16 protein-coding genes are annotated in these 13,640 nt (G+C 41.9%); 4 read left to right on the forward strand and 12 right to left on the reverse strand.

What is annotated here, in order from left to right; all coding sequences use genetic code 11:
• A partial coding sequence (locus H5154_RS24190) for an IS3 family transposase (protein ID WP_404936147.1) occupies window positions 1-94 on the forward strand: 94 nt, incomplete at its 5' end.
• Between the two features lie 5 nt (window positions 95-99).
• Here the strand turns inward: H5154_RS24190 and H5154_RS14850 are convergent.
• Window positions 100-1,128, reverse strand: a complete 1,029-nt coding sequence (locus H5154_RS14850; RefSeq protein WP_182718768.1) for a PAS domain S-box protein — start codon at window positions 1,126-1,128, stop codon at window positions 100-102.
• Between the two features lie 497 nt (window positions 1,129-1,625).
• Here H5154_RS14850 and H5154_RS14855 point away from each other — a divergent pair, with 497 nt between their 5' ends.
• Both H5154_RS14855 and H5154_RS14860 read left to right on the forward strand, forming a co-directional pair.
• Window positions 1,626-2,897, forward strand: coding sequence for an O-acetylhomoserine aminocarboxypropyltransferase/cysteine synthase family protein (locus tag H5154_RS14855; protein WP_182718769.1), 1,272 nt, complete (start codon window positions 1,626-1,628; stop codon window positions 2,895-2,897).
• Between the two features lie 151 nt (window positions 2,898-3,048).
• The gene (locus H5154_RS14860) at window positions 3,049-3,708 is read left to right on the forward strand and encodes an NADPH-dependent FMN reductase (RefSeq protein WP_182718770.1); all 660 of its coding nucleotides are present in this window, start codon (window positions 3,049-3,051) and stop codon (window positions 3,706-3,708) included.
• A 4-nt stretch (window positions 3,709-3,712) separates the two neighbouring features.
• On the opposite strand, the gene H5154_RS14865 is transcribed toward H5154_RS14860, so the two are convergent.
• The 11 genes from H5154_RS14865 to hisG all read right to left on the reverse strand — a co-directional run bounded on the left by H5154_RS14865 (window position 3,713) and on the right by hisG (window position 12,974).
• The gene (locus H5154_RS14865; protein WP_149980198.1) at window positions 3,713-3,901 is read right to left on the reverse strand and encodes a DUF1289 domain-containing protein; all 189 of its coding nucleotides are present in this window, start codon (window positions 3,899-3,901) and stop codon (window positions 3,713-3,715) included.
• A gap of 52 nt (window positions 3,902-3,953) precedes the next feature.
• On the reverse strand, window positions 3,954-4,466 hold the full coding sequence (locus H5154_RS14870; protein WP_145235753.1) for a hypothetical protein: 513 nt from the start codon (window positions 4,464-4,466) through the stop codon (window positions 3,954-3,956).
• Between the two features lie 185 nt (window positions 4,467-4,651).
• Window positions 4,652-5,389 (reverse strand): hypothetical protein, encoded by a 738-nt coding sequence (locus H5154_RS14875; protein WP_182718771.1) that lies wholly within the window; start codon window positions 5,387-5,389, stop codon window positions 4,652-4,654.
• 520 nt (window positions 5,390-5,909) lie between these two features.
• The gene (gene hisIE / locus H5154_RS14885) at window positions 5,910-6,524 is read right to left on the reverse strand and encodes a bifunctional phosphoribosyl-AMP cyclohydrolase/phosphoribosyl-ATP diphosphatase HisIE (protein ID WP_145235744.1); all 615 of its coding nucleotides are present in this window, start codon (window positions 6,522-6,524) and stop codon (window positions 5,910-5,912) included.
• Window positions 6,515-7,294, reverse strand: coding sequence for an imidazole glycerol phosphate synthase subunit HisF (hisF, locus tag H5154_RS14890; protein ID WP_182718772.1), 780 nt, complete (start codon window positions 7,292-7,294; stop codon window positions 6,515-6,517). Before hisF ends, hisIE begins: the two co-directional genes overlap by 10 nt.
• Window positions 7,276-8,010, reverse strand: coding sequence for a 1-(5-phosphoribosyl)-5-[(5-phosphoribosylamino)methylideneamino] imidazole-4-carboxamide isomerase (locus H5154_RS14895; RefSeq protein WP_149980202.1), 735 nt, complete (start codon window positions 8,008-8,010; stop codon window positions 7,276-7,278). The genes hisF and H5154_RS14895 overlap by 19 nt, the downstream gene beginning before the upstream one ends.
• A 38-nt stretch (window positions 8,011-8,048) precedes the next feature.
• On the reverse strand, window positions 8,049-8,639 hold the full coding sequence (hisH, locus tag H5154_RS14900) for an imidazole glycerol phosphate synthase subunit HisH (RefSeq protein WP_182718773.1): 591 nt from the start codon (window positions 8,637-8,639) through the stop codon (window positions 8,049-8,051).
• A complete protein-coding gene (hisB, locus tag H5154_RS14905) occupies window positions 8,636-9,697 on the reverse strand; it encodes a bifunctional histidinol-phosphatase/imidazoleglycerol-phosphate dehydratase HisB (protein WP_145235732.1) in 1,062 nt (353 codons plus the stop codon). The genes hisH and hisB overlap by 4 nt, the downstream gene beginning before the upstream one ends.
• Window positions 9,694-10,779 (reverse strand): histidinol-phosphate transaminase, encoded by a 1,086-nt coding sequence (hisC, locus tag H5154_RS14910; RefSeq protein ID WP_182718774.1) that lies wholly within the window; start codon window positions 10,777-10,779, stop codon window positions 9,694-9,696. The genes hisB and hisC overlap by 4 nt, the downstream gene beginning before the upstream one ends.
• Window positions 10,769-12,070 (reverse strand): histidinol dehydrogenase, encoded by a 1,302-nt coding sequence (gene hisD / locus H5154_RS14915; protein WP_149980206.1) that lies wholly within the window; start codon window positions 12,068-12,070, stop codon window positions 10,769-10,771. Before hisD ends, hisC begins: the two co-directional genes overlap by 11 nt.
• 4 nt (window positions 12,071-12,074) lie before the next feature.
• Window positions 12,075-12,974, reverse strand: a complete 900-nt coding sequence (hisG, locus tag H5154_RS14920) for an ATP phosphoribosyltransferase (protein ID WP_145235723.1) — start codon at window positions 12,972-12,974, stop codon at window positions 12,075-12,077.
• A gap of 361 nt (window positions 12,975-13,335) precedes the next feature.
• Here hisG and H5154_RS14925 point away from each other — a divergent pair, with 361 nt between their 5' ends.
• A complete protein-coding gene (locus H5154_RS14925; protein WP_182718775.1) occupies window positions 13,336-13,569 on the forward strand; it encodes a hypothetical protein in 234 nt (77 codons plus the stop codon).
• Window positions 13,570-13,640: the final 71 nt, after the last annotated feature.

Raw genomic sequence — 13,640 nt, forward strand, 5'->3', positions numbered from 1 at the left:
TTATATTCAGTTTTACAATTACAAACGTAGGCATTCTACGCTTAATTATATGACGCCACATCAGAAATATAATGAATTAAAAAATGCCGCTTAGAATCTCTACAGAATTTGTTGACCATTACAGTACATCCATTCATCCCAGATTAATTCTCCCGAAATGACATCCCACTCCCACACACCAATTTGAGCTGATTCATTTGCCAATTTCATTCTCAGAGAACTGGTTTCAGCTTGGTTTTTTGCTATTTGTAATTCGGTTTCTATCTGTTTCTGATGGGAAGTATCTTGGATGACAGAGCAAATCAGCTCATCGCCATTTGCACTCTTAATTATAACGCCCGACAATTGTACGGGGTATTCATAACCCTTTTTATGAATATATTCTTTATAGTAAGGTCCGTAACGGCCTGTTTCTGAGAGGGATTTTAGTTGTTCTTTTTCTTGTTCTTCGTACTTTTTTGGTGTCAACTTCCAATAGTCCATTTGATTTAGTTCGTCTTTGTCATAACCACTAAAACGACTCAGTTCCTTGTTAACATACTCAAATAAACCATTATCTAACCTATTAATTGCAATGCCTACCGGCGCTAAGCTAAAAAACTGTTCAAATTTTTCTTTTTCCTCATTGAAAGCGTAGCTAATTCGTTCTATGTCTGTTGAAGCACTATGCAATTTGTTTTGCGTCTCAACTAATTCACTAATATCTCTACCTATGGCTAAAATAAAAGCATCACCATCCACATTTAATACAGTCAGAGATACAAGGCATGGAAAAGATGAGCCGTCTAATCGAGAGTGAACCCACTGAAACAGCTGTGGCCCTTTAGTCAGAGTATTTTCAATGTGTTCTGCGGCTATTTCCTCTGAACGTCTGCCACATGGTTGATACTCAGGTGAGATATCAGAAGGCTTTAAATTAATAAAGTTGTCTTTACTTTCCACGCCGTGCATATTGATTGCAGCTTGGTTACATTCTGTGAATTTACCAGATTTCAGATCGATTATTGATAGTGCGTCCCCAGATACTTCAAACAACTTCTTATACTTTATATTTTCAGCTCTAGCGTTTGCAAGCTGAACTTTAAGCTGGTCAATCTCCGCTTCGAGATCGTTTGTGGGATTACTCATAAGAACTCACTGTTAATTGTGTTTTTTCTTTTCCTATATATAACAATAGCTATAGTCCATTTTTTGTAAAAACAGAAGTTTTAAATAGAGAGTATTGAGTGGCTATTTCCTTATAGCACCGTTTGACGAGAATCAATATTTTTTCAAATAGCTACAAACTACGAGAAGATAATTATAGTTGGCTGTAATGATAAGTGAAAAATACAACAGATTATTGTTCTTTTTATTTTTTATAGCTGAAAAGTCCAGAGGACGATCTGGAGTTAAGATACGTTCAATCAGTCAATGCACGCTTCACAGCCTAAACCATAATAAACAGCTATGTCCACTTTCTTAAGAAAAGCAGGTGTTCGTTTAAGGTGGAACAAACTAACATAATTCTCTCTTAGCAGAATTTAACTTAAATCTAATTACTTCAACATCCTTTAATATATTTCATGTGCACTTTATAACCAATAAATGCTAGCTTAGTGGCAAATTAATTGAAGGAAATAATTATGAAACTTGAGTCTTTAGCGCTGCATCACGGTTATGAATCTGAACCTACAACTAAATCGGCGGCGGTGCCGATTTATAATACCTCATCGTATACGTTTGATAGTACTCAACATGGTGCTGATTTATTTGATTTAATAGTACCCGGGAATATTTATACTCGTATTATGAACCCGACTAATGCGGTGCTTGAACAGCGTATTGCGGCCATGGAAGGGGGCATTGGTGCGCTTGCTGTGGCCTCTGGTATGGCGGCCATCACTTACGCAATTCAATGTTTGTGTGAAGTGGGCACTAATATTGTCAGTACCAGCCAAGTGTATGGTGGTACTTATAACTTATTTGCGCATAGTCTACCGCGCCAAGGTATTGAAGCGCGGATGATTAAAGCGGATGACTTTGCCGGTTTTGAAAACGCGATTGATGAGAATACCCGTGCGGTTTTTTGTGAGTCGATTGGTAACCCTGCAGGGAATATTGTTGATATCGCTCGATTAGCTAAAATAGCCCATAGCAAAGGCGTGCCGCTGATTGTTGATAACACGGTAGCAACGCCGTATTTATGCCGGCCATTTGAGTTGGGTGCCGATATTGTGGTGCATTCGCTTACTAAATATATTAACGGCCATGGTACGGCGATTGGCGGCATAATTGTTGATTCGGGTAAGTTTGACTGGAAAGCCAATGCCACTCGTTTTGCGATGATGAATGAGCCTGATCCGTCGTATCATAATGTGGTTTATACCGATGCTTTTGCTGAAGCGGCGTTTATTGGTCGCTGCCGGGTTGTTCCACTTAGAAATACCGGTGCGGCACTTGCGCCTAAAAACGCCTCTGACATTTTAATTGGTCTTGAAACTTTAGGGCTAAGAATGCAGCGCCACTGTGAAAACGCGCAACAGCTTGCTGAATACCTAGAGAATCACCCTAAGGTGCTTTGGGTTAATTACGCGGGGTTAGCGTCAAGTCCCTATAACGCAATGAGTAAAACAACCACTAGTGGCAAAGCGTCTGGTATTTTAAGCTTTGGGATAGCGGGTGGCCTTGAAGCTGGCACTCGCTTTATTGATGCACTGAATATGATTTTACGTTTGGTAAATATCGGTGATGCAAAGTCACTGGCTTGCCACCCAGCATCAACCACGCATCGACAATTAAATGATGAAGAATTGGCGAACGCAGGGGTTAGCCGCGATTTAATTCGTTTATCAGTGGGTATTGAAAACATCGACGATATCATTGCTGATGTAAGCCAAGCGCTCGATAAAGCTTAGTAATGTTAGCTACAGGGGTAAAGCGTGATCCACATTAATGTTTAAACATGCATTTTATGTTTTGCTTGTAAGGTAGGTTTTATTTATGACCTACCGCACAAATTTACGTTTATATTCGTATAATGATTTAAATAAAATGGAGTGCCAGTACATGAAACTATTAATTTTTTTAGGTTCAGTTCGAAAAAGCTCGCCACCTAAGCCGGCACGTCTCGGTGAAAGAGTTGCCAAGGCATGCCAACGCTGTTTGCTTGAGCAATACAGTGATCACGATATTGAACTGATAGATCCGCTAGACTACGAGCTGGACCCTATATTCAAACCGCACTTTGCTTATTCACAAGCCGAGGTGCCTAAAAAACTCGATGACCTAGCGGAAAAAATTAAAGCCAGTGATGGTTTTATTATGGTCAGCCCTGAGTACAATCATTCAATGAGTCCAGCATTGGCTAATCTATTAAACCATTTTGGTAGCTCTTTATTTGCTTACAAACCCAGCGTTATTGTTACGTATTCTGCGGGGCAGTGGGGTGGCGTTCGTGCCGCTGTTGGGATGCGCAGTTTTTTAAGTGAACTTGGGTGTTTGCCGGTGTCGGCTATGATCCATGTGCCAAAAGCACAGGATGTATTTATTGAAAGTGGTGAAACAAACAATGAGGCAGAGCAAGCATCATGGCGCGAATATTTTTCGCGGTCGTTTAATCAGTTACTGTGGTGGGCTGAGGCAGCAAGTAAGCAACGCGAGCAGGTTGACCCTAAGCAATTAATTAAAGACTTTAAACGCGACCCGTCGCAACGCAATGCACCTTAATAAGCTATGGGGTATTAGCATCCTCTCTAGGAGTATCTAAAATAGCTTGTTTCTCTTGGTCTGATAAAATGATCCAGTCAAATATTTCGTCGCTAGTTCGGCCGCAGCCGCTGCAATAGCCTTTGAGGCGGTGGCATTTCCCAATGCAGTCGGTTTTTAATAGCGATGAACTTTTTTGGGGTGTTGAATTCATAAATCCTTAGCAAGTAGGTCAACATTTGCTGACCTGTTTTATGGTTTTAATGCTATTTATTTGCTACCGATTTACCTACTTCAAATGAGGTAGACCAAGGCGTTGAGCGAGATAAAGTTTTTCCGGTATGAATTGAAATAGCTGGGTTTTTTTCATCAAGTACAAAGGTAGTGCGTAATGAATCAGCAGATTCTTTTTGTTGTTCGTGCCAGTTATTTTGCGCTAAACAAGCTCGGGTGAAATCAACAGCCTTTTGATGAATGGCCACCGCTTGCGTTTGTTCTTGGTAATTATCTTGGCAACGATAAGTCACTGTATCGGCATCCAAAGCACTGATTTGGCATGCTTCACCAACGAGATTGTATTTAGCTGTCCAGGTTTCTGCGTACTTTGTATTCACGCGGGTACGCTTTAACACCTCAAAACGTGAGTCGTAGGCTGCTAATAAACCATTGATTTTTTCACAAGGCGTGAGGTTATCAATACTTGCTTTTTGCTCTGTTGTTAAGCTGCTACAACCTGATAAAATAAGGCCTGTTAATAATACCGATAAATACTTTTTCATAGTGGACTATCCTTTTGTGATAGCTAATCCTTCGTAGTTGCTTAAAGGATACCTAAGGGCTTGAAAAAATGCCATTAAAGACGTGAAAATAAAATCATTGCATGACTTATATCAAACGTTTTTAGCGTAATATTTCAAAATTATTTGCATCAAAACTAAGTATTACTTTAAGCAAACGCGGCCACTTATAGATTTTGAACAGGTACATTTTTTATTGTTACGCTACCTGAACCATCAGCAAGTAAAGTAAAACTGCCTGCTTTGTTAACATAAATGCCACCAGAGCCATCGGTTACTGTGACTTTGCCGACAATGTTTTGCACATCGATATTACCCGACCCATAATGAATAATTACATCACCTTGAGTGTTTGCCAGTTCAATACTGCCCGAGCCGTCATGGATGTTTACACTGTCAGTAATATTGCTCGCAGTGATTGCACCTGAGCCATCTTCAATGGTTAATTGACCCGAAATATTATTGATTATAATTGCGCCAGAACCATCATGAATGCTAGTTTCAGCTGAATTTTCAATCGAGCTCTCGCCTGAACCATCGGTAATATCAAGCAAGAATGTTGCTGGTAGCGACACCGTTAGATCTATGCGCGTATGATCTTCACTGTGGTTATCACAATTATTCGCAGTTAATTTTGCTGAGTTGCCACTTTTATCTAAAGTAAGGCAGTAGTTGTCATGCGCTTCATATTGATAAATTTCAGCCTTTACCGTCACAGTGTCGGTATTACTGCCTACGATATGTAAAAAGCCCGAACCTGCTGCAACATTTAATGCTGATAGTGATTGAGCATCAAGGGTAAGCTTTTTTGTGTCTTGTAGCGTCATCTCGTTATTCCAAGCCAAAGCTTGAGCTGATAGCAGTGCAGCGCCAATCAGAGTCACTCGTGTGAATGCGTTAATCATTATTATTCCCTTTCATTTTTTTGCTGTTTTAAGTTTAGTCGTATAGAGCGACTAAAAAGGTTTAAAGGGGATTTGATAATTTTTATTTTAATGCGAAAGTTTGATGCGCTTTGCTTAACTACGGTACATGAATTTACGCCCGAGAAAGTACGAAGTCTTAGGCAACAAAATAATCTTTCCCAACCTGTATTCGCTTGCTATTTTAATGTTAGTTATAACGAGTGAGGAAATGGAACAAGGTGAAAGTAAACCAAGAGGCGCAGCGTTAAAAATGCTCTCACTGCCAGAAAATAAAGCTCTTGCAGCAATAGCGTGATTTAGACTTTAAAAGCTGACTTGGATGCAGTCTAGCCTTTCATATTCCGCAGCTGCATTTTCTGTTTTAACTATTTTATTTTAAAAGACTTTTTGCTTGGTATTCAGCGCGGCGCCTCTTAGCCTTTTTGTAAACAACTTACTTAAAGGTCTTTAAACAAAGCGCCGAGCAAACTCAGCGCTTAATAAACAAGAGCAGATAAACTTACTTATGTCTTCCTTGCAAACACGCTACTACGTCTTGTAGCTCTAGGCCTTGGCGCTGTAGCAATACGATTAAGTGATATAACAAATCAGCTGATTCGTTGGTTAGCTCTTCGTTATCATGTTTCATTGCAGCTAAAGCGACCTCAACGCCTTCTTCACCCACTTTTTGACAACTGCGGCTTAAATCTTTAGCAAACAAAGAGGCGGTGTAGCTTTTTTCAGGGTCGTCGTTTTTACGCGATACAATTACTTGCTCAAGCTGCGCTAAGAAGCTTAGGCTTGGTTTTGCAGCATCACCAAAACAACTTTGTGTGCCTAAGTGACAAGTTGGCCCAAGCGGGTTAGCCAGCACTAAAATAGAGTCATAGTCGCAATCAGTATGGACAGACACTACTTCTAAGTAATTCTCAGAGGTTTCGCCTTTGGTCCATAAACGGTTTTTTGAACGCGAGTAAAACGTCACTTTTTGCTTTTCAAAGGTGACTTCCAGCGATTCTTGATTCATAAAGCCTTGCATTAAAATAACCCCAGTACGGGCATCTTGCACGATGGCAGGGATCAATTCGCTTTTAGCAAAATCAACTTGGGTAAGGTTTTGTTTGGTTAGTTGCATAGTCGCGCCGCCACTTGGTTATCTATTAAATATTGTTTTAATTCGCCGATGTTGATCACATTTTTGTGAAATACGCTGGCTGCCAGTGCGCCATCAACGTGGCTTTGTTTAAATACATCGACAAAATCTTGCATGGTGCCAGCACCACCTGAGGCGATAAGAGGAATATCACACAAAGCACGCATTTTAGACAGCTGCTGGTTATCGTAGCCATTGCGTACGCCATCTTGGTTCATGCAGTTGAGTACGATTTCGCCTGCGCCTAAGTCTTGCACGCGTTTTACCCATTCTTGCGTTTTATAACGGGTGCGGCTTGACGCATTAGGATCGCCAGTAAGCTGATACACTAAATATTTGCCAGTTACTTCATCGTAAAAGCTATCAATGCCGACAACGACACATTGTTTACCAAACTCATCATGTAGTTCTTTGATAAGCTCAGGACGGGCAATAGCAGGGCTGTTTATACTGATTTTATCAGCGCCGCGTTCTAATACGCGTGCTGCATCAGCCACTGATTTAATACCACCTGCAACACAAAATGGAATATCAATATGACGTGCTATGCTCTCTACCCAGTTTACATCGAGAAGGCGTTTTTCAACACTGGCGCTAATTTCATAAAATACCAGTTCGTCAGCACCAGCTTCGCTATACGCTTTAGCCATTGTTAATATGTCGCCAACCACTTCGTGGCCTTTAAATTTAACGCCTTTGACTACTTGGCCGTCTTTAACGTCTAAACACGGGATTATGCGTTTTGATAACATGCCAACGCCTCCTCTACATTAAATGCGCCATCAAGCAGTGACTTACCTAAAATAACACCGCCTACACCAAGCTCTTTGAGCTTTTTAATGTCATCAAGCGAGCTTACACCCCCAGATGCTTGTACTTTAATATTGCTGTTGTGTTTTATTAAGTCTTCATATAATGCAAACGAAGGACCAGTCATGGTGCCGTCTTTACTGATGTCCGTGCATAGAAAATCAATTACACCCAGTGCTACATAAAAATCGACTAATTCAAATAAGCCGAATTCTGATTCACTTAACCAACCGTGGGTGGCAGGTGCCCAGCCATTGTCGGTTTTATTAACGTCGAGGGCGATAACAAAGTGCTTGGCACCAAATTTTTCAATCCAGCTTTTTACTTCATCACGTTTTTCAACCGCCATAGAGCCAATTACTACTTGGTTAGCACCGGCTTTAAGCCAGTCGCTTACGTCTTGTTCAGTACGAATACCGCCACCAACTTGATACGGTACGTTAAGTACTTTGGTGGCTGCTTGAATGTGTTGCCATTGTTTTTTATTAGGATCGCGTGCGCCTTCTAAATCAACAAGGTGTAATTTACCTGCGCCGCTTTGTGCATACTCTTGTAAGCGCGCACCAAGCTCAAACGGGTAAAACTGTGCAGTATCGTATTTACCTTGATATAAGCGCACAATTTGATTTTGTAATACATCTAATGCTGGAATAATCACTTGAATTCTCTTTATTAATTTGTGTTGATACGCTTTATTTATAGCTGCCAGTCTAAAAAGTTCTGCAATAACTGAGTGCCGATTTTAGCGCTACGTTCAGGGTGAAATTGCATACCCGCGTAGTTATCGTTGGCAACAATCGCTGAGAAGGTTTGCCCGTATTCGCCACTAACCAATGTTGCATCATTCACGGTATGAGCAAAACTATGCACAAAATATACTTGCTTGTTTGCATCAAGGCCTTTGGTTAAAGCATGTTCACGACTAACGGTGAGGTTATTCCAACCCATGTGCGGAGACGTTAAACTACCCACATCAAGTGCTTTAACGTGCCCAGGTATTTTGCCAAGGCATTGCACATTACCTTCTTCAGTGCTTTCGCACAGTAACTGCATGCCTAAACAAATCCCCATCAGAGGGCGTTGGTATTCATTGATTGCCTGTTGCCAACCGCCTTCTACCAAGCGCTTCATAGCAACAGATGCATGGCCAACACCTGGTAAAATGGCGCGTTCAAAGTTTTTAAGTTGCTCTGGCGAGGTGATCACTTCTGGCGTTTGCCCTAAGCGCTCAAAAGCAAAGCGTACAGAGTTTATGTTGGCACAACCGGTGTTAATTATGGCAATCATAAACACCCCTTAGAGCTTGCTGTTTGTTGGCTGGCGTCAGCGGCAATGGCCATACGTAAAGCGCGAGAAAACGCTTTAAATAAACCTTCAACTTGGTGATGACAGTTACCGTCGCTAACCGACAATATTAAGCTGATCGCTGCATTGTCGCTTAAGCTTTTGAAAAAGTGCTCAACCATTTGTACGTCTAAATCACCGGCTTTTTCACGGCTAAAGTTAGCGTTTAATACAAACGAAGCACGACCTGACAAGTCAATTTGTGCCTCTGCTTTGCATTCATCCATCGGTAGGGCAAAACCATAGCGAGCAATTTGTGATTTAGTACCAAGGGCTTGTTTAAGCGCTAAACCAAGGGCAATGCCGATATCTTCAACAAGGTGGTGCTCGTCAATGTGCAAGTCGCCGCTGGCTTGAATATCAAGGCCAATATTGGCATGGGTGCGAATTTGATCAAGCATGTGATCAAAAAAGCCTAGGCCGGTGCTGATCTCGCCATTTTTACTTTGATCTAAATTGAGTTTTACATCAATTTGTGTTTCTTTAGTGTTGCGAGTCACGCGGCCTTGTCGATCAGCGGTGGTAAGTTTAGTGACAATTGCATTCCAATCACCGTCATACAAAATACCTTCACAACACAAGTTTTGTGCAAGGCCAATATCTGTTTGGCGATCGCCAATCACAAATGAGCGTGCTAAATCGACTTTACCTGAGCGCATTAACTCGGTAAGCAACCCTGTTTTTGGCTTACGACAATCACAATTTTGCTCATTAAAGTGTGGGCAAATTAATACGTCGTCAAATTTAATGCCTTGGCTTGATAAAATAGCCATCATCTTATCTTGGGCAATATCAAAATCAGCCGTTGGAAAGCTGTCAGTGCCTAAGCCATCTTGGTTTGACACCATCACTAAACGATAGCCTGCGCCTTGTAATTGCAAAAGAGCAGGGATCACATTTGGTAAAAACGCTAACTTTTCAAGACTGTCTACTTGCTTGTCGGTGATTGGCTCTTCAATAATAGTGCCATCACGGTCGATAAATAAATACGGGTTGCTCATGATACTTCCTGCTCTTTAAAAGTGGCTGATTGGCTTAGGCCATCTAACCATATTTTTACTTGTTCTAGTTCTTGCTCACTGCCGATTGAAATACGTAGCCAATCGTTTTCGCCGTATAAAGTAAAAGCACGCATAACTAAGCCTTGCTCAAGTGCGATATTAAAGCTGTTTTTATCGGCGAGCTTTAGAGTGACAAAGTTTCCTTCGCCACTGAGCACTTGTAATACGGCAGGGGAGGCTTCGAGCCACAGCTTTAGCTTTGCCCTTAGTGCATTTAAAATACTTACTTGGCGACGCATTGAAGTAATGGCATCTGGGCTGAGTGCATTTGCAGCAATGCTTGCCACTACCGTTGATACCGGATACGGTGCAATCACTTTACGGATTGGCGCTAGTACTGACGATTGGGCAAGAGTAAAGCCTGTACGCAGGCCTGCTAACGCAAATGCTTTAGAGAGCGTTCTAAGTACTACTATGTTGGCAAATTCGTTGATGAGTTTGCTTGCACTTTGCTCTGGGCAAAATTCAATATAAGCTTCATCCACAACGACCAGTGTTTTATCGGCAAGTGCTGTTGCAATAGCCTTTATTTTTTCAAGCGGTGTTAAGCTGCCTGTTGGGTTATTTGGATTACAAATAAACACTAATTTGCTATTACCAACAGCGTTGATTATTTGATCAACAGTACCATCGAGTAATAATGCTTGGCTTAAGCCATTTATTGCTACGTTGTGAGTGTCGGCGGTGACTTTGTACATGCCGTACGTAGGTAAAAATAAAGCAACCGAATCTTGCTCTGGTTGGCAATAGGTGCGTACCAGTAGCTCAATACCTTCATCCGCACCACGGGTCATAAGTACTTGTTCAGCATTGAGTCCTGCGTAATCAGCATAGCGGTTAATAACATTCATAGGCTGCGGATCAGGGTAGCGATTTAAATCATTAATGCTGATATCGATACTTTTAACATACGGGCTTTCATTTGCATTAAGCCACGTTGTGCCGGTTAGTTTCTCACTTTTTGCCGAGCTATATGCTGCTAATGCATCAATATTGGCCGGTAATAAAGGATTATTGCTCATTGTTCATCGCCTCTAAACGCACCTTAACGGCATTTGCGTGGGCATCAAGCCCTTCTGCATCAGCCAATGGTAAAATTGCTTTTGATAAGTTTTTTAAACCATTTTGAGTAATGGTTTGTACGGTATAAGTGCGAAAAAAATCAAGTAAGTTTAAGCTTGAATAAGTGGCACTGTAGCCATAGGTTGGTAATACGTGATTAGTACCAGAGGCATAATCACCAGCAGATTCTGGCGTATAGTCACCCACAAATACAGATCCTGCATTTTTAACTTTGTTTAAATACGGGTTGGCATCAGCCAGTTGCAGTATTAAGTGTTCAGGGCCGTATTGTGCTGATACAGCAAATGCTTGCTCGATTGAATCAACCAAAATAAGCGATGAATTAGCCAATGCTTTTGCGGCAATATCTTGACGCGATAGTTTAGCTAATTGGCGTTCAATGGCTTGCTCGGTGCGGGCAATCATACGTTCACTGTTACACAGTAAAATTACTTGCGAATCAGCGCCGTGCTCAGCTTGAGATAATAAATCAGCGGCAATAAATTCAGGGTTTGCGCGCTCATCGGCAATCACTAACACCTCAGATGGGCCCGCAGGCATATCGATCGCCATGCCTGGTATGGTCTGAGCTACTAGTTGTTTAGCCATAGTCACAAAGCTGTTACCCGGGCCAAAAATTTTATTCACCTTGGGCACTGAGTCTGTACCATAAGCCATTGCGGCGATTGCACCTGCGCCGCCACTTTCTACGATTGTTTTGATACCGCATAGCTTAGCCGCATATAAAATTGCTGGGTTTATCGGTAAATCACCTTGCACCGGTGTTGCTAACACTACGGTTGTCGCACCACTTAGCTGCGCCAGTACACCTTGCATGATCACTGATGAAGGCAATGGCGCACTGCCACCTGGCACATATATTCCAACGGCTTCAATGGCTTGGTATTTTAGTTCACATAACACACCGGGCTGAGTCGACAATTTAATATCTTTGGGTAGCTGTGCTTGGTGAAAACGTTTTACATTAGCGTAGGCTGTGTCTATCGCGTATTTAAGCTCAGCGCTTAACTGCTGCTCAGCGGCATTGATCTCACTTTGCGGTACCAATAAGCGCGGATTTTCGCGGTTATCATATTGCTTAGCCATGTCGAGTAAGGCTGTGTCGCCTTGCTCTTTTACGTTTGCCATAATTGCTTGGCAAATAGCTTCTACTTCCACACTTGCACTAACAGCAGGGCGCATTAGCGCCGCTGCTTGTGCATCTTTGGAAACCTCATTCCAGCGCAACATTGACTTACTCCATCATTTTTTCAATTGGCATAACGAGGATAGAGTTGGCGCCTAGCGCTTTTAATTGCTCCATTGTTTCCCAAAATAATGTTTCACTGCTCACCATGTGCAGGGCTACGTACTCATCAGAGCCAGCAAGCGCTAATACCGTTGGTTGGCCAGAGCCTGGTAAAATATCGCAAATTTCATCCAGTTTATCTTTTGGCGCGTGCAGCATGATGTATTTGCTTTCTTTGGCTTGTCTCACGCCGCGTAAGCGTGGCATAAGTTTGTTGATAAGTGCTAGTTTGTCAGCATCTTGTAAGTCTTTATTTTGGATAAGGCAGGCGTTTGATTCTAAAATAGTATCGCCTTGCATAAGGCCGTTGGCTTCAAGTGTGGCACCGGTAGATACTAAATCACAAATTGCATCAGCAAGTCCTGCACGTGGTGCGACTTCTACAGAGCCAGTCAGCATTACTGTGCTGGCGTTTATGCCTTCACGCTTTAAGTATTGAGTTAAGATTTCAGGGTAGGTGGTAGCAATGCGTTTGCCTTCAAACCAGCTTTTATCTTGCTTGCCAAGTTCTGACGGCCATGCAAGTGCAAGGCGACAGTAGCCAAAATCAAGTTTAGACAGTTTAGTAACTTCACTTGGTACGCCTTGGCGCTGGCGCTCAGCTTGTACTTCAACGAGTACGTTTTCGCCTACTATGCCTAAATCACACACGCCGTCCATTACCAGACCGGGTATATCGTCATCGCGCACCCGTAGTACGTCAATCGGCATATTGGTCGAGTGGGCAATCAAACGTTGCTCACGCAAGTTAAGTTTAACACCTAGCTGTTTTAGTAAGTCTTGGCAATCTTTAGAAAGGCGGCCACCTTTTTGGATGGCGATACGTAGACGGTTGCTATTACTCATTATTCATTTTTCCTTTAATTTAAAAACTAAAAACCCCGAGGGAACCTCAGGGCGAAAAATGAATCATTGTATGTTGACTCGCCAGAGGTTCCTTTTAGGAATAACCTCTCAGCGAAAGACCTGACAGGTTATTCCGGTGAATGGTGGTGATGATGTACTGTTGTCAGGTTTAAGCGCATTATAATATATCCTAAATAACTTTCGTTTTATCATTGCTTCATGTAAACAAAAGTGTTTAATCTGTTTAAGTAAATTTCACATATAGAAAAACACATTTGTGGGGAAGCTGGCAAGTTTTTTTTGCATAAATTAAAGAATAAGCTATAACGGCCGATGATAAGAGTAACCAAAGGAGGAACGTATGGATATTATGATCCCTTATTTAGGGCAGATCACTCGTTTGCAACTTGAGTCGAAAGGCGCTTTTCATATTGCGGGGCTAAAAGATTCGAACGCGCAGCGAATTGAACGTGAAAAGCGGCAAAAACGTCAGTTGGAGCGCAAAGAACTACTGTCTAAAGAAAAGCTTGAAACAGCTAAGAAAGAGCGCAATACAGACGAGGAAGACGAAACCCATTTAGACACATGGGCGTAATATTTCTAGGATCTTATGCATAGAAAATGCATAACTAATTCTAGCACCGTAAGCATTAGCTTGCGGCGCCA

This window comes from Pseudoalteromonas sp. SR44-5 (assembly GCF_014163675.1).
In the GTDB taxonomy this organism is placed as follows: Bacteria; Pseudomonadota; Gammaproteobacteria; order Enterobacterales; family Alteromonadaceae; genus Pseudoalteromonas; species Pseudoalteromonas rhizosphaerae.

Bases quoted from the DNA above. Each gene is read 5' to 3' on its own strand.
- hisC (WP_182718774.1), bottom strand. From the start codon at position 10,779: ATGAGCAATAATCCTTTATTACCGGCCAATATTGATGCATTAGCAGCA.
- H5154_RS14850 (WP_182718768.1), bottom strand. From the start codon at position 1,128: ATGAGTAATCCCACAAACGATCTCGAAGCGGAGATTGACCAGCTTAAA.
- H5154_RS14875 (WP_182718771.1), bottom strand. From the start codon at position 5,389: ATGATTAACGCATTCACACGAGTGACTCTGATTGGCGCTGCACTGCTA.
- H5154_RS14855 (WP_182718769.1), top strand. From the start codon at position 1,626: ATGAAACTTGAGTCTTTAGCGCTGCATCACGGTTATGAATCTGAACCT.
- H5154_RS14860 (WP_182718770.1), top strand. From the start codon at position 3,049: ATGAAACTATTAATTTTTTTAGGTTCAGTTCGAAAAAGCTCGCCACCT.
- hisIE (WP_145235744.1), bottom strand. From the start codon at position 6,524: ATGCAACTAACCAAACAAAACCTTACCCAAGTTGATTTTGCTAAAAGC.
- H5154_RS14870 (WP_145235753.1), bottom strand. From the start codon at position 4,466: ATGAAAAAGTATTTATCGGTATTATTAACAGGCCTTATTTTATCAGGT.
- hisD (WP_149980206.1), bottom strand. From the start codon at position 12,070: ATGTTGCGCTGGAATGAGGTTTCCAAAGATGCACAAGCAGCGGCGCTA.
- hisG (WP_145235723.1), bottom strand. From the start codon at position 12,974: ATGAGTAATAGCAACCGTCTACGTATCGCCATCCAAAAAGGTGGCCGC.
- hisH (WP_182718773.1), bottom strand. From the start codon at position 8,639: ATGATTGCCATAATTAACACCGGTTGTGCCAACATAAACTCTGTACGC.
- H5154_RS14925 (WP_182718775.1), top strand. From the start codon at position 13,336: ATGGATATTATGATCCCTTATTTAGGGCAGATCACTCGTTTGCAACTT.
- H5154_RS14865 (WP_149980198.1), bottom strand. From the start codon at position 3,901: ATGAATTCAACACCCCAAAAAAGTTCATCGCTATTAAAAACCGACTGC.
- hisF (WP_182718772.1), bottom strand. From the start codon at position 7,294: ATGTTATCAAAACGCATAATCCCGTGTTTAGACGTTAAAGACGGCCAA.
- hisB (WP_145235732.1), bottom strand. From the start codon at position 9,697: ATGAGCAACCCGTATTTATTTATCGACCGTGATGGCACTATTATTGAA.